We start from the raw sequence: 14658 nt of genomic DNA, 5'->3' as shown, positions 1-14658 counted from the left end.
AACCTGTCATGGCGGATTTTTTTGGGAGTGGTCCATGATTTGGCATGGAGGATGAGTGTGCTCTCGTCCATAATGCCTTGATCTCTTTTACCCTGGGTATGTAATGATGAAACAGGATGATAAAAAAATAATTATGATTTTTAAAATCCGTTTTGCTCTAAACAGCAGGCGGATTTTTATATATTTTGGAGAGATGCTGTGTGGTAAAATCCTTCTCTTGCCATAGGCCAAAGCTGTAGATATGATAAGAACAGTGTAATTTTTGGAAACGGTAACGGAAAGGAGCATTAACACCATGGATCATCGCAATAGCGCGCCTCTTGAGGCCACACTTCAACACAACTTACACAGAGGACAGCGGATGACGGAGCAGCAGAACGGTATTTTTCCGGCCGTATGCCCGTTGGATTGCCCGGATACGTGTGGGCTCCTGCTTCACAAGGAAAATGGAAAGATAGTCAAGGTGACTGGTAATCCGGATCATCCCATTACCAAAGGGGCTATATGCAACAAAGTCCGGAATATGACCGAGCGAGTATATGATCCGGATCGGGTGCTTTATCCGTTGAAGCGTGTAGGCGCCAAAGGGGAAGGGAAGTTTGAACGAATTAGCTGGGAGGAGGCGGTCGATACCATTACAGGTCGGTTCAAGGAGCTGATACGTACGGATGGACCGGAATCCATTCTCCCCTACAGCTTTTATGGCAATATGGGTGTATTGAGTGTGGATGGAATGGATCGTCGCTTTTTCAATGCGCTGGGTTCAAGCCAACTGGATCAGACGATTTGCAGTGTGGCTGGGAATGAAGGCTGGGCATCCGTTATGGGATTTAAGGGCGGCACAAGCCCGGAGGACACAGAGGATGCAGAGCTCATTATTGTATGGGGCGGAAACGTCATCAGCACCAACATGCATCAGGTCGTATTGGCTGAGAAAGCACGTAAAAAAGGTGCTAAGGTGGTCGTTATTGATGTCCATCGCAACCGGACGGCACAATGGGCGGATTGGTTCATTCCCTTATATCCGGGAACGGATACGGCGCTTGCGCTGGGGGTTATGCATGTGCTGTTTGATCAGGGGCTGACAGACGACGAATTTTTACGTCGCTATACCGTAGGTCACGAGGAACTGCGCGAGCATGTTAAGACCTATACACCAGAGCGGGTTTCGCAGATTACCGGCGTGCCGAAAGAGGATATTATCCGTTTGGCGGAAATGTACGGGAAGGCGCGAGCGGCCTATATCAATATCGGAAATGGGCTTCAGCATCATGATAATGGCGGTATGAACGTACGTGCAGTTACATGCTTGCCTGCACTCACTGGACAATGGTTGAAACACGGCGGGGGAGCGTCGCGCTCCAATGGTGCTTATGCCAAGATTAACAGCGCCCATCTGGAGCGTCCTGATCTGCGACAGAACCCGGATGCCCGGGTGATCAACATGAACCGGATTGGAGAGGCGCTGCTACAGAAGGAACAACCGATTAAGGCGTTATTTGTATATTGTAGTAACCCGGTAGTTGTAGCACCCGATTCGGAACGGGTGACGGAGGGATTTGAACGAGAGGATCTGTTTACGGTTGTTCATGACCTGTTCCTTACCGATACGGCCTGCTATGCAGATATTGTGCTGCCTGCTGCGTCTTCTTTTGAAGGAACAGACTTATACAAATCGTACTGGCACCACTATATCCAGATGCAGAAGCCTGTCATTGATCCGCTTGGGGAAAGCAAAAGCAATTATGAGCTATTTAGCCTGCTCGGACAGGCAATGGGCTTTGATGAAGCTGCCTTTACAGAAAGTGAAGAAGATATGATCGCAGGCGCGCTTGATAATCCAACGAACCCTTATCTCAATGGTGTAACCTTGGATGCCTTAAAAAAGTCGCCTTTTGTAAAGCTTGATATGACGCCAAAGGCTACTTATTTGGAGCGTCTAACTACGCCTTCAGGCAAGATTGAGTTGTATTCGGAAAAAATGAAACAAGCAGGTCTGCCCGCATTGCCCTCCTATGTACCGCTGATTGAAGGGTATGACGGAGAGCATCGGCCGCAAGCGGATGACCGTTTTCCATTGATGTTTGTTTCACCGCCAAACCATAATTTTTTGAATTCTACATTTGCTAATTTGCCCAAGCATCAGCGATTGGAGCGGGAGCCTTTGTTGCAAATTCACCCGGAGGATGCTCAGGCAAGAGACATCGCAGATGGTGATCCGGTTACCGTCTGGAATGACAGGGGAATGTATGAATTGAAAGCCAAGGTTACCGATCTGATGCTGCCCGGCACGGTGATTAGCCAAGGATTATGGTGGAAAGGCAAAGGACGCAGACAGCGTGCCAATGCGTTAACCTCTGACCGGCTGTCGGATATGGGGCAGGGGGCTACTTTTTTCTCAACGGTGGTGAATGTGAAGCGCCAATGAGAATATGCCTTTAATGGCGTCAGGTGCAAAAGGAGAAGCAAAATATATGAAATGGTTGGAGTCTTATCCGAAAGAAGTAAAAGTATTTCTCATTGCCAGCCTGATTAATTCCGCAGGAAGTTCCCTCATGTGGCCGCTCGTTAGCATGTATGTATTCGACGAACTAAACCGTAGTATGGGAGATGCGGGGATTGCGATTTTAGTGCAGTCTTTAGGCGGAATATTTGGTCAAGTGCTGGGCGGAGCCCTTTATCATCGTATTGGAGCCAAGAAACTGATTGTCGGCTCACTGGCCATGAATGCGTTGGGACTTCTCTCGCTTCCATTTACCAGTGGTCATTGGGTAGCTTTTGTCATCATGATGGGCTTTATCGGCTTTTTTAATGTGGTATCTGTGCCTGCGATTCAGGCCTTTGTAGGTTTTCGTTTTGCTGACCGACGTGGAGAGCTGTTTAATATCATTTATGTCGCGAACAATATTGGGGTGGCACTCGGAACGGGACTGAGCGGCGTTCTGGCCGACCTTTCCTATCAGCTCAGCTTTGTCATGAACGGAGTGACTTCTGCGGTATTTGCCGGATTCTTCTGGTCGTATCTAAGCAGAGTAGATCGGGAAGAGGGGGAAGTTCAGCTCAGCAAGTCTGTGATGAAAAGAGAAGAAATACCAGCTCGGTTGCTGTTTCGTGATACCAGGCTGTATCTCTTTGTGGGGTTAGGTTCACTTTTTTTGTGGTTCGGTAATTCGATCTGGAATACGGGAGTCTCTCCCTATATTATTGAGCAGGGCTTGCCTAAAACGATGTATGGGCTACTATGGACGTTGAATGGTGTTCTTATTTTTGCCGCACAACCTATTATTTTCTGGATCAAACGGCTGTACGCTCATCACGCTTCGGCGCAAATGACATGGGCTGGAGGATTTTATTTGGCAGCTTATATAGTCATACTGGGCACACAGAACTATACTGGGATGATATTCGCTATGGTACTGGCGACTCTAGGAGAAATGCTGATCGCACCTGCGGTTCCAGCATTCCTGTCTGATCATGGAGGTCGGGGTGCACCTTTTTACATTGGACTTGTAGGGGGCATTGGCGCAGCCGGACGGGTGATGGGACCTTATATTATGGGGAAGTTATATGATGGCGGTGGGTTACCGCCCACACTTTGGCTGGCATTAGGCGTAGCCGTATTATCCATTCTGTTTTTCATTCTGCATAGCTGGTTGAACCGTTTTCGGCATGATTTGGATAATTTGGATACTACTCCTTCTTAGGTGGATGTTCCCAGTCCTTAAGTCCCGATAAAAGTTCAATAATGAGCTTTTATTATGGTACAATAGGTGACAGCTGGTTGCAGTTATTGCTTCAGGAAAGCCTTCACAGGAAGGATTGAAAGGAATTGTTTACAAGTCAATCTTTGACGATACGTCATTCGGAGATGAAGGATGCTCCTGATCTGATTGCGCTGGATGAACTGGTATGGAATGAACGCACGGCTCCTGCTTCGCTGTCATGGAAGTCGCGCGGAGAGTTTCTGCGCAACACGCCTCCAGGCTCTCAACTGGTCGCCATCGAACAGGAAGTGCTCTGCGGGTATATTGGATTTCGTCCTCCAACACTGTTGGCTAGTAATTGTCATGTACTCGAAATAAATATAGCTGTACGTCCAGACTATCATCGCAAAGGTATTGGGACGGCGCTCATGAACTCCATGAAGGAGATTGCAGCTGCGGAGGGCATACGCAAGTTAAGTTTGCGTGTACTCTCCTGTAACACGGAAGCCCTTATGTTTTATGAAAAGTGCGGTTTTGCAATTGAAGGGCGCCTGCATGACGAGTTTTATATCGCAGGCCAATTCGTGGATGATGTTCTAATGGCCTATTTCTTAAAATAGACCGGAGGCTCCAGACAGGCAGCAACATTCGGTTGTGATGTCCAGCTCATAACCAACAACGCCGCAGACCTGATCAGGCCTGCGGCGTTGTTGTGCAGTACTATGTTATCGAAGTTGCTTCCATTCATTCTGGAGCATACCATACACTGCGTGGTTCATATAGCCATCTGGCAGCAACTCTGCTTCGCGTACAATGCCTTCGAGCACAAAGCCCAGGCGTTCTGGAATACCGCGGCTGCGGCGGTTCGTCGTTGCACAACGGATTTCGACCCGATGCAAGTCCAACTCCATCAACGCATATTCGACGAATACGCGGCAGGCACTGGTCATGAGACCCTGTCCTTCGTAACCGTGCCCAAGCCAGTATCCGATGCTAACCGACCGGTGGGCCCAATTGATCTCATGGTAGCTGATGATGCCAGCGAGCTCGTTGTCTATCCAAATTCCAGCGGTCAGGCTACCGTTCTCTGCGGCTTGTTTCAAGGCGCCTTGCACGAACTGCTCTGTATGGCTGATTTCCGTGGTGGAGTCTACCCATGGAAGCCATTGACGCAGACGGTCACGGGACATTTCGATCAGCTCAAACAGAGGCTGCACATGCTCCTTGGTGAGCGGCCGAAGGACTGTGCGTTCGTCCAACGCATATGTAAACATGATTAATCCCCTCTTTCACTCGGAAAATCGCTAAACCAGCCAGTCTAGCATTTAATCCCATGCTACCTTATTCTGCGAGAGTCGTCAAAAGGGAGAGGAAGCTTCAAATTTTATAGGTCCCACCCGGAACCGCCCCTGCTCATATACATATTTCAGATCCAAATCCCCTACAAATTCGCTTGGCGATACGCTACCAGATACAGTGGCATGCAGTGGGAACTGTTCGGCGTCATACATTACAACAGAGCTAAAATCGAGATGCTTTGTAAATTGGGCTGGATCATCATAAAATACGGACGCTTTGGGGTCCATCGTGTGTGTAGTACCGTCAATTATAACAGCGATATGCACCTGGCGGTTGTGGTCACGTAGCTCCACGGAGCTATGTACTCGCTGAGATACAGCATTTGCTGCTGATTCAACTGCATATTCCTCCATTGTTTGTACGTTAACAATATGCAACTCCTGCAATTCCACACCCGTTCCCGAGGCACGTGTGAGAATTACAACAGCTTCACGGACCCCATCTTCGTTTACATCTCTGTAAAATAACTGTGGTGCGGTGGAAATATCCGCTGAGCCCGACCACTGGAATGTGCGGCGCTGCTGGCCGATTTCCAGTACGGCTGAATGAAAGAGTCCCTGGGACGGGCTCACGGCGTATAGGCGGACAGTTGAGTCTTCTGGTGCGCTAGCCAGCGCATGAGATAATGCAGTTTCGGTCACCATGCTTGAAGAAGGATGATCGGAAGTCATAACGGAAGAGGACAGCAGCATAGACAGCAGGATGACGATCAACAGCTTAAACACGGGTGGGTCTCCTTTTCCGGTAAAATAAAAGATATATACACTATAACGAATTTATTTGCCGAAAATGTTAACTCTTTTTCATAACTTGCATCTTTTTTTGCTGAAGAGAGCATCCCGATTTTCATTTTATTGAGTTATGCGGTGTGAAAGGGTATATTTAAGGGAACAGGTTATACACAGATTATACGGAAGAAAGGTTGATTAGCGTGGAGAAGCCGATTACTCCCCCCAATTTTATTAAAAATGTTATTGAAGAGGATTTACGTACGGGTAAGGTAAAGGAAGTTGTTACACGCTTTCCACCTGAACCAAACGGATATTTGCATATTGGACATGCTAAAGCCATCTGGATCAATTTCTCGTTGGGAGATGAATTCGGAGGACGCACGAACCTGCGTTTTGATGACACCAATCCGGCGAAGGAAGACACGGAATACGTGAACTCCATTCAGGAGGACGTGAAGTGGCTTGGTTATGAATGGGAGGAAAAACATTTTGCCTCCAATTACTTTGAAGAGATGTACAAGCGTGCTATCCTGCTGATTCAAAAGGGGAAAGCCTACGTAGATGACCAAAGCGCGGACCAAATTCGTGAAACACGCGGAACACTGACAGAACCGGGACAAAACAGCCCCTATCGGGATCGCAGCGTGGAAGACAATTTGAAGCTGTTTGAAGAGATGCGTGCAGGCAAATACCAGAATGGTGAAAAGGTGCTGCGTGCCAAGATTGATATGGCTTCGCCAAACATCAATTTGCGTGACCCGGTTATTTACCGCATTTCACACACAGCCCATCACAATACAGGCGATACCTGGTGCATCTATCCGATGTATTCCTATGCGCATCCGCTGGAAGATGCGATTGAGGGCGTAACGCATTCGCTTTGTTCGCTGGAGTTCGAAGATCAACGCCCACTGTACGATTGGGTTGTAGCTGAATGCGAGATGGAAAACGTACCTCATCAATATGAATTTGGACGGCTAAATCTAGCTCAAACGGTAACCAGCAAACGTAAGCTCAAGCTTCTGGTTGATGAAAAACACGTAGATGGCTGGGATGATCCGCGGATGCCGACCATTTCTGGTTTGCGTCGTCGCGGCTATACGCCAGAGGCCATTCGCAGTTTTGTATATGAAACAGGCATTTCCAAAGCCTACGGAGTCATTGATTTGCAGGTGCTGGAACATTTTGCACGTGAGGATCTGAAGCTTAAGGCACCCCGTACGATGGCAGTTATAGATCCGCTGAAAGTGGTTATTACGAACTATCCTGAAGGACAAGTGGAAATGCTGGAGGCGGAGAACAATACAGAAAATCCGGAGCTTGGAACACGCCAAATTCCGTTTTCTCGTGAAATTTATATCGAGCGTGAGGACTTCATGGAGAATCCACCGAGCAAATACTTCCGCTTGTTCCCTGGTAATGAGGTGCGTCTCAAACACGCCTACTTCATTAAATGCAACGATGTCATTAAGGATGCGGAAGGTAATGTAACGGAGATTCACTGTACCTATGATATAGAAACCAAGAGCGGATCAGGCTTTACGGGACGTAAAGTGAAAGGGACAATCCATTGGGTAGAGGCTACTCAGGCTGTTCCGGCCGAATTCCGTTTGTATGAGCCATTGATTAACGCAGAGGAACCAGAGGTGCTGGAAGAGGATGGATCGGAAAAAACATTCCTTGATCAATTAAATCCGAACTCTTTGGAAATTGCTCATGGCTATGTGGAGCGGAATATGAAAGAAGCACAATCGCAGGACAAGTTCCAATTTTTCCGTCATGGTTATTTCAGTGTAGATCCGAAGCTTTCCAAACCGGGTGAGCCTGTATTTAACCGTGTGGTATCATTGAAAAGCTCTTTCCAATTGCCTAAGCAATAAGATGTTGGAAAAGTGGGACGGATGGTTGCTTCGTGCGGCCAAGTGAAAAAGGAGTCTGCCAACGGCAGACTCCTTTATTTTACGCATACCCGTTCTTCAGAACATGACCATTGACGTGAAGACACTCTATTGTCGTTGTGGTGCTTCATCTATTGGTTTGTGCTCGCCGCCATGTCCTGGCTGGTAACCGTTCTTGTACAGCATATACCACATGATAGCAAATCCCGCGGAGCCAAGCAGGGCGAAGAAGACACCTGCATGGTACATCATTTCACCACCGAAGTTCTGGAATAGCCAACCTCCCGCAAAACCTGCTACGATACCGGATATACCACTCCAGGTCAAGGTATATACGGCCTGTCCGGATGATCGATATGCTGCAGGCGTGAACAGGACGGTCAACTGGGTGCCTACATAGAAATATCCACCGAAGGTGACGCAATGAAGTGCTTGAATGAACACGATCTGAATCGGGTCTGTAGCCAGAGCCATGAGTTCCCAACGTAAGGCAAACAGCAAACTGACGAGTGCCAAACAGCCGACCATCACGGTCATTTTTTTCTTCAAGAAGCGATCAAACATTAAAAAGACAATAATTTCAAATACCGATGACATAAAAACGGCAAAACCAAGCATCAGCTTGGACCCACCCAGTTCGGTGATGTACAAGGACATAAAGGCGCCGTTGATTGAATTAGGAATTGATACAAGGATGCCTAACAAAATGAAGGAAATAAAGTATCCGTTTAATAAAATACTGCCAAAGCCACGTAAATGAATGGTTGCCGTCTCCACAGTGCTTTTTAGTGGTGGGATTGCCAAGGTGCAGATCAATGCAGCCAGAAGAAGTATCGTAAAGATGGTGGATATACTGGATACTCCTGTGTGGTCAACAACGATGCCGGCAACTGCCGCAGTCACAGCCCAACCGAAGGAACCCCATATGCGAAATGAACCAAATTTCCGGTCTGTGCCCTCAATATAACTGAGAATCAGGGTATTGCTTTGGGCAAATAACGGACTTTGAAAAAAGTAAAAGCCAATCATCGACACATAAATCATGACATACGTGTGAACATGAAATAAAGCTTGTAGCAGTAACAGTGTACCTATAATCATAAATAGTAGAATACGTCGGAGATTTCGGCTCCGGTCGCTTGTATATCCCCAAAAAGGGTTCGCGAATACAGATACAAAAGGTCCGATGGCCATCAGACTCCCGATTTCCAGCTTGTCCATACCGATATCTTGCAAATACAACGGGAAGAAGCTGGAAAAGATGACCATAGCTCCATATAGAAAAAAGTTATATAGCTTTAGGGAATATAGGGGAGTCTCTTGAATTTCTCTCTTTTGCAAGACAAGCCATTCCTTTCTTAGCCCGATAGAGAACTACGCACCGATGTCGATCTGTGGGAATGTTCTTTATTCCAATGTATCATGTGTTGAAAGGGTTAACAAACCAATAAAATTACAATTATGTAAATTTCAATTTTGTCCAAAATTCCATATGCATATTTGTGATTGTTTTTTGAAAAAAGGAGGAGTTTTTAGTGGAAGTGACTGGTATTATCATTGCAGGAGGACGTTCCAGCCGAATGGGACAGGATAAGGCTCTGCTAGAGATTGAAGGAGCTACTATGCTTGAACGGACATATATTACATTGCAGCAGGCGACCCAACGGGTGATAGTAGTCACCCGTGACGATCAAGGATATGAACAGGACAGTATGGAAGCTGTATCTGATATCTATCCGGGTATGGGGCCCTTGAGTGGTATTCATGCAGGATTATCTGCATCTACTACGGAATGGGGAATAGTCGTGGCCTGTGATATGCCTTTTGTACAGCTGGAAGTGCTGCAAGCCTTGCTTGTTTTAACTGAGAAGTGGGCGGCATCCAAAGGAGCAGCGGAATCACCACTGCAAGCGGTAATTGCTTCTGTGGCCGGACGTATGCATCCTTTGCTGGGAGTGTATCATCGGAGCGTATTGCCATCTGCTGAGGAACGTTTGCGGAATAAACGGCTTCGTCTCACCGAATGGTTGGAAACGTTGAATGTTCGGTATGCAACCATAGCGGATATGCCGGGAGTGACTGAGAATATATGGCACAATGCCGTGTTCAACATGAATAATCCTCAGGATTACAAGTTTGTGTTAGAGCAGTTCCGGAAGGATTAGAAGCATTTAGAGAATATTAAGCAATGAATTTGGGGGAGTACATAACATGCTGGAAGCTATTATACATGCCGTTTTATTGGCATTGGGATTGATTTTGCCTTTAGGGGTACAAAATGTATTTGTGTTTAATCAGGGGGCGTCCCAGTCGCGGTTTCGCAATGCACTGCCTGCTGTCATTACAGCGGGTGTCTGTGACACCATTCTGATCACGCTTGCTGTTGGGGGTGTATCCCTTGTTTTGCAGCAATTTCTATGGCTCACGAATGTGCTTTATGCAGCGGGCTGTTTGTTCTTGCTGTATATGGCTTGGACTCTTTGGAGATCGAAGGCTGCTTCCTCGGGAGAAAGTCAGCCGATGCTGCCAAAACGCCAGATGATTTTTGCCGCCTCGGTATCGCTACTGAATCCACATGCTATACTTGACACGGTTGGTGTAATTGGAACCAGCTCCCTGCAATATAACGGCGTGGAACGTTGGGCCTTCGGTCTGGCCGCTGTGTCAGTATCGTGGATATGGTTTGTGGGTCTGGCAACGGCGGGACGCCTTGTAGGACGTATGGATTCAGAAGGAAAGTTTGGTACTGTGCTCAACAAAATATCGGCACTGATTATTTTGGGTCTGGCCATTTATATGGCGATAAATTTTATGACCAGTATGTGACCCGATCCTTGTTAGAAGAAAAACTTCAATAAAGCGAATACCCCGCTCAAAGCAAAGGGGACACCAATCAAAAACAACATAAAGGCCAGGCAGCCTGCACCATTTACGCCGCCTGCAATTCGGGCGTCCCGAGGGTTAGCCGGATTGTATAATACCTTAGTCTTGCTGCCAACCCGGTTAAGGCTGAGATTGGTACTATAAGGATTCCAGAATTCCACGACTTCACCTGAAGCTGTATAGAAGCGTACCTTTAATCGGCGGGTGTAGCTGGTATCTACCGGATCATCACGGTCAAAGGGAACGACATCGATATCTACTTCGATATGCGCGTCAACGATTTGCCCTTTGGTACGGACCCAGTGGCGTTTACGATAACGATGGCGACGGATCGTTTTGAATCCAAAATAGATGAACAACAGACCGATCAAGCTAAACAACGGCATGAGCAGATCGGAGCTAAAATGAAACCAGTACACATTGAAATCAATTGAAATGATAATCTACTCCTTTAACCAAGCGATAAACAATATATCGGATATACTTACGAATAGTTTAATTTTTCCATAGGGAATAAGGCGCAGAGGAATGGAATACAAAAAAGATCCACTTTCCAGGGAAGTGGATCTTTTCAATAGCTACTTGGACTACTTATTGCTCAATAGAGACATATCAAAATCAATATCCTCGATAAATTCGATAACCTCACCATTAGGGCTATGAACTAATGCATTGGTTACAACTAGAGGTGGTTCTCCAAGTGTAAGCTGATTGGGTTCCACAAAGGTTTTTGCTCCGTGGGCAAGGGCTTTTTGATATATTTCATCCACATTGTCCACGTAAAACGCAAAGTGTAATAAAGCCCCGTGAGCAACATCATGCTCAGATGCAGCTTTTTTTCCTTGGGCAGGGATGACGGCATCGTTATCAAAGATTTCGAGACAGGTTCTTTGGTCAGGTGAGATCAGCATGGAAGCTTCTTGAATCCGAAAGGACGGAAGACTCCAGTGATGTCCTCTTTTAAATCCCAATACTTCGGTATAAAATACAATGGTTGCTTGATAATCGCGGGCTTGGATAGCCACATGAGCTAGTCCCTTCACACTCATTTCAGATCCTCCTTATATGTAAGTAAACCTTATTATATGAATTATTATGTGCTACATATATATTTAAAATAAGATTTTTATACGATATTAGTTATTAAATAAAAGCTAATTTGGATGAAAAGCATTACTTTTTAAATTCGATCAGGAGGTGCTTGATATGCAGCATCAGATGGACGATATAGACCACAAAATCATGAAATTGCTACAGCATGATGCCCGAATAACGATTTCCCAAATCAGTAAAGAAATTTCAATGTCACAGCCGTCCGTTAAAGAAAGAATGACCAAGCTTGAAGAACGAGGGATTATTTCTGGATATAATGCTGTATTTAATTTACGGGAACTGAATCGGGGGACAACAACGTTTATTCTGGTAAAGACAGAACATTGCCAAGAGCTGATTGATTTTTGTAAGGCGGCGAAGGAAGTTACCGATTTATTCCGCATCAGTGGGGAATTTAATTATCTCATTAAGGTACAAAGTTCGTCTGTAGAGGAAATTGCAGAGTTTCAGGATTCTCTAGTTAAGCTGGGCCCCTCGAAATCGCATATTTGTATGAAAAATATACTGGAAAACAGGGTTTTGTTGTAGGTCAGCAGAGAAACGCATATTTGGAACAAAACATTCAGTAAAGCTGTTATTCGTGACATTAAATTAGGTGAATGGTTGGATGAAAAAGGTGACGCTGAATTACACCAGCGTCACCGTAATTCCCTGCTCCAGACGCTCCACGTCCTGGAGCTCGATCTTGCCGGCCATGGCGTGCAGAGCCGCCGCTGTGCCGCAGGCCGCTCCCTGCCGCAGCATGGCAGGGAGATCCAGCCCCGCCGCCGCGCCGGTAACCATTCCGGCGACCATGGCGTCACCGCTGCCGAGTGCGCTGACAATGTCCGCCTCCGGCAGGCTCACACGGTAGCGCGCATCGCGCGTTACCGCCAGCGCCCCGCGCGCGCCGAGCGAGATGACGGCCAGCTGCGCTCCTGCTTCCAGCAGCTGCGATGCTGCCGCTTCAGCGGCATCTGGGCGCGCTGCGTCGATTCCCGCGAAGCGGGCGGCCTCGTCCTCGTTAGGCTTCACGAGGTCGGGCTTTCCGCGCAGTCCCAAGCGCAGCGCCTCGCCGCTCGCGTCCAGCGCCACCCGCGCGCCGCGCGACTTCGCCAGCGTGCACAGCTCGGCATACAGATCGGGCGGGCAGCCGGGTGGCAGACTGCCGGAGAGAACGACCCAAGCCGAATCCTCAGCAAGGGTCGCGATTTTGCGCCGCAGCGCGGCTAGTTCAAGCGGCCCCACGGTCGGGCCGCTCTCAATTAGCTCGGTCTGCGTGCGGGCAGCCGGGTCGAGCACGGTTATGGCGAGACGGGTTTCCCCGTGTGCCGTTTCGATGAAATCGGCGTTTACGCCTTCCGCGCTCAAGCCGTCGATGAGCAGCCGTCCGGTGTGTCCGGCCACAAATCCGGTCGCTCGTACAGGCTGACCTAGTGTGCGAATGACACGAGCGGCATTCACGCCCTTGCCGCCTGGCACCGTCAGGCCGCCTTCAATGCGGTGGACGGCATTCAATCCAAAGCCTGCAACCGTGTAGATTTTATCCACTGCTGCGTTAAGCGTTACGGTGGTAATCACAAGGCATCACTCCTTAAGAAATCAGCTTTAAGCCCAATGCTGCGGCAAGAATCATGGCGATGAACAAAACACGCAGTACGCTTTTTTGCTCGCCATACAAGAACATGCCTGTAATCGTACTGCCGACGGTCCCAATGCCTGTCCATACAGCATAGGAAGTTCCCATAGGCAAACTATTCATGGCGTAGCTGAGCAGAGAGAAGCTAAGAATAAAGGATAAGATCATAAGTGCTAAAGCCTTCCACCCTTTACCGACCGTAACTCCCTTCATGCCGATGACTCCAAGCACTTCCGAGCATCCCGCGATAACCAATGCAATCCAAGCCATTATGCACTACTCCCTTCCTGAGCGTCACGATCGGTAACTAACTTCAAGCCGATCACACCTGCTAGCAAAAGGGCGATTAACAGCGTTTTTGACCATTGAAACGGTTCCCCGAAAAGCAGCATTTCGCCTACGACGGTTCCCCCTGTGCCCAATCCGGTAAATACAGCATACACCGTGCCTACAGGCAGACGCTTTGCAGCCTTCATGATTAAATAAAAGCTGGCCACCACAGCCAGCACAGTTACAGCCCAGGTGAGTACAGAATCTGCATGCTTCAAGCCTGATACCCATACGACCTCAATCAGGCCTCCAACAAAAACGTAAATCCAACTGCGATTCATGATGAATTTCTCCTCAATTTAGTATAATTTTACAATTACATTAACTTCACCTTTCACGAGGTGAAGTTAACGTAATTCCACGCCAAAAAATAGGCCATGCAGCGTTTAGCCTTCGGTGGTAGTTGGTGCTTCCGCTGTACAGCAGCTCTACCATGATTCCATCCACCAGCGTCATGTAGGCTAAAGCCACATCCGCTGGCTTCATATGTCCAAAGGGTTCCCGATCCCGTACATTTCGGAGGCGACGAGTTAATTTTCGCTCCATTTGTTCCAGGAAAGGATTCACAATATTCAGTACCTCGTTATATAAAGATACAGGTGGAAAAAAGGAAAAACGAAGCATAAACTTGGCTGAGTTGTTGCCCTCATATTCCTGTTCCATCCAGAACAAGAAATTATGCAGTGTATGCTCCAGCGACTGTTCTTTGCGTTCCGTAAAGTATTCAAAAATACGTAAATTCTGCTCTTGAAACGCGTAACTTGCCACCTGCAAAAACAAATCCTCCTTACCCTGAAAATGCGCATATATAGACGGTTTTCGGATTCCAACCTCGGCGGCAATACTGCTCAAGGATGCTCCCTCATACCCATTGGCGGCAAATTGGAAAAGAGCGGCCTTTCGAATCTCTTCCATTCCCATTATCATCACCTACCTAACGTTCGTTAGTTTATTTTCACATGAAAAAAAGTAAGTGTCAACCCATCGACATTTCATTATGTACTCTGGATTTTTTTATTCAA

General features: G+C 47.4%; 16 protein-coding genes. 7 read left to right on the top strand and 9 right to left on the bottom strand.

What is annotated here, in order from left to right; genetic code table 11:
* The first annotated feature begins 295 nt into the window (after positions 1 to 295).
* The 3 genes from PPM_RS24340 to PPM_RS24330 all read left to right on the top strand — a co-directional run bounded on the left by PPM_RS24340 (position 296) and on the right by PPM_RS24330 (position 4324).
* Positions 296 to 2428, top strand: coding sequence for a molybdopterin-containing oxidoreductase family protein (locus PPM_RS24340; RefSeq protein WP_016324832.1), 2133 nt, complete (start codon positions 296 to 298; stop codon positions 2426 to 2428).
* Between the two features lie 46 nt (positions 2429 to 2474).
* On the top strand, positions 2475 to 3704 hold the full coding sequence (locus PPM_RS24335; RefSeq protein WP_016324831.1) for an MFS transporter: 1230 nt from the start codon (positions 2475 to 2477) through the stop codon (positions 3702 to 3704).
* Between the two features lie 125 nt (positions 3705 to 3829).
* Entirely contained in the window at positions 3830 to 4324 is a 495-nt protein-coding gene (locus tag PPM_RS24330; RefSeq protein WP_013373476.1) for a GNAT family N-acetyltransferase, read from the top strand.
* Between the two features lie 105 nt (positions 4325 to 4429).
* Here PPM_RS24330 and PPM_RS24325 read toward each other — a convergent pair whose 3' ends face one another.
* Both PPM_RS24325 and PPM_RS24320 read right to left on the bottom strand, forming a co-directional pair.
* Complete coding sequence (locus PPM_RS24325; protein ID WP_013373475.1) at positions 4430 to 4978, bottom strand: GNAT family N-acetyltransferase; 549 nt, start codon at positions 4976 to 4978, stop codon at positions 4430 to 4432.
* An 84-nt stretch (positions 4979 to 5062) separates the two neighbouring features.
* Positions 5063 to 5788: a hypothetical protein gene (locus PPM_RS24320; RefSeq protein ID WP_013373474.1), complete on the bottom strand. Its 726-nt coding sequence runs from the start codon at positions 5786 to 5788 to the stop codon at positions 5063 to 5065.
* Positions 5789 to 5994: 206 nt separating this feature from the next.
* On the opposite strand from PPM_RS24320, the gene PPM_RS24315 reads away from it, so the two are divergent.
* Entirely contained in the window at positions 5995 to 7674 is a 1680-nt protein-coding gene (locus PPM_RS24315) for a glutamine--tRNA ligase/YqeY domain fusion protein (RefSeq protein WP_013373473.1), read from the top strand.
* Positions 7675 to 7800: 126 nt separating this feature from the next.
* On the opposite strand, the gene PPM_RS24310 is transcribed toward PPM_RS24315, so the two are convergent.
* Positions 7801 to 9033, bottom strand: a complete 1233-nt coding sequence (locus tag PPM_RS24310; RefSeq protein ID WP_013373472.1) for an MFS transporter — start codon at positions 9031 to 9033, stop codon at positions 7801 to 7803.
* A gap of 194 nt (positions 9034 to 9227) precedes the next feature.
* Between PPM_RS24310 and mobA the strand changes: the two genes are divergently transcribed.
* On the top strand, positions 9228 to 9857 hold the full coding sequence (gene mobA, locus PPM_RS24305; protein WP_013373471.1) for a molybdenum cofactor guanylyltransferase: 630 nt from the start codon (positions 9228 to 9230) through the stop codon (positions 9855 to 9857).
* A gap of 46 nt (positions 9858 to 9903) precedes the next feature.
* Positions 9904 to 10518, top strand: coding sequence for a LysE/ArgO family amino acid transporter (locus tag PPM_RS24300; protein ID WP_013373470.1), 615 nt, complete (start codon positions 9904 to 9906; stop codon positions 10516 to 10518).
* Between the two features lie 11 nt (positions 10519 to 10529).
* Here the strand turns inward: PPM_RS24300 and PPM_RS24295 are convergent, their stop codons facing one another.
* Together PPM_RS24295 and PPM_RS24290 are read right to left on the bottom strand one after the other, a co-directional pair.
* A complete protein-coding gene (locus PPM_RS24295; RefSeq protein WP_013373469.1) occupies positions 10530 to 10994 on the bottom strand; it encodes a DUF3592 domain-containing protein in 465 nt (154 codons plus the stop codon).
* Between the two features lie 168 nt (positions 10995 to 11162).
* Positions 11163 to 11624, bottom strand: coding sequence for a VOC family protein (locus tag PPM_RS24290; protein WP_013373468.1), 462 nt, complete (start codon positions 11622 to 11624; stop codon positions 11163 to 11165).
* Between the two features lie 157 nt (positions 11625 to 11781).
* On the opposite strand from PPM_RS24290, the gene PPM_RS24285 reads away from it, so the two are divergent.
* A complete protein-coding gene (locus PPM_RS24285) occupies positions 11782 to 12216 on the top strand; it encodes an Lrp/AsnC family transcriptional regulator (RefSeq protein WP_013373467.1) in 435 nt (144 codons plus the stop codon).
* Between the two features lie 99 nt (positions 12217 to 12315).
* Here PPM_RS24285 and PPM_RS24280 read toward each other — a convergent pair whose 3' ends face one another.
* The 4 genes from PPM_RS24280 to PPM_RS24265 are packed head-to-tail and all read right to left on the bottom strand — an operon-like array spanning position 12316 to position 14557.
* Positions 12316 to 13248: a 1-phosphofructokinase family hexose kinase gene (locus PPM_RS24280; RefSeq protein ID WP_013373466.1), complete on the bottom strand. Its 933-nt coding sequence runs from the start codon at positions 13246 to 13248 to the stop codon at positions 12316 to 12318.
* Between the two features lie 13 nt (positions 13249 to 13261).
* Positions 13262 to 13576 (bottom strand): DMT family transporter, encoded by a 315-nt coding sequence (locus tag PPM_RS24275; RefSeq protein WP_013373465.1) that lies wholly within the window; start codon positions 13574 to 13576, stop codon positions 13262 to 13264.
* A complete protein-coding gene (locus tag PPM_RS24270; RefSeq protein WP_013373464.1) occupies positions 13576 to 13917 on the bottom strand; it encodes a DMT family transporter in 342 nt (113 codons plus the stop codon). The genes PPM_RS24275 and PPM_RS24270 overlap by 1 nt, the downstream gene beginning before the upstream one ends.
* A 46-nt stretch (positions 13918 to 13963) precedes the next feature.
* Positions 13964 to 14557, bottom strand: coding sequence for a TetR/AcrR family transcriptional regulator (locus PPM_RS24265; RefSeq protein WP_013373463.1), 594 nt, complete (start codon positions 14555 to 14557; stop codon positions 13964 to 13966).
* Positions 14558 to 14658 lie beyond the last annotated feature (101 nt).

It is taken from the genome of Paenibacillus polymyxa M1, assembly GCF_000237325.1.
Lineage (GTDB): Bacteria > Bacillota > Bacilli > Paenibacillales > Paenibacillaceae > Paenibacillus > Paenibacillus polymyxa_C.
This window is presented reverse-complemented; position numbering and strand designations above follow the sequence as displayed.

Coding starts and splice junctions, on each gene's coding strand:
- PPM_RS24340 (WP_016324832.1), top strand. CDS start 296: ATGGATCATCGCAATAGCGCGCCTCTTGAGGCCACACTTCAACACAAC.
- PPM_RS24335 (WP_016324831.1), top strand. CDS start 2,475: ATGAAATGGTTGGAGTCTTATCCGAAAGAAGTAAAAGTATTTCTCATT.
- PPM_RS24325 (WP_013373475.1), bottom strand. CDS start 4,978: ATGTTTACATATGCGTTGGACGAACGCACAGTCCTTCGGCCGCTCACC.
- PPM_RS24300 (WP_013373470.1), top strand. CDS start 9,904: ATGCTGGAAGCTATTATACATGCCGTTTTATTGGCATTGGGATTGATT.
- PPM_RS24290 (WP_013373468.1), bottom strand. CDS start 11,624: ATGAGTGTGAAGGGACTAGCTCATGTGGCTATCCAAGCCCGCGATTAT.
- PPM_RS24285 (WP_013373467.1), top strand. CDS start 11,782: ATGCAGCATCAGATGGACGATATAGACCACAAAATCATGAAATTGCTA.
- PPM_RS24275 (WP_013373465.1), bottom strand. CDS start 13,576: ATGGCTTGGATTGCATTGGTTATCGCGGGATGCTCGGAAGTGCTTGGA.
- PPM_RS24270 (WP_013373464.1), bottom strand. CDS start 13,917: ATGAATCGCAGTTGGATTTACGTTTTTGTTGGAGGCCTGATTGAGGTC.
- PPM_RS24265 (WP_013373463.1), bottom strand. CDS start 14,557: ATGGGAATGGAAGAGATTCGAAAGGCCGCTCTTTTCCAATTTGCCGCC.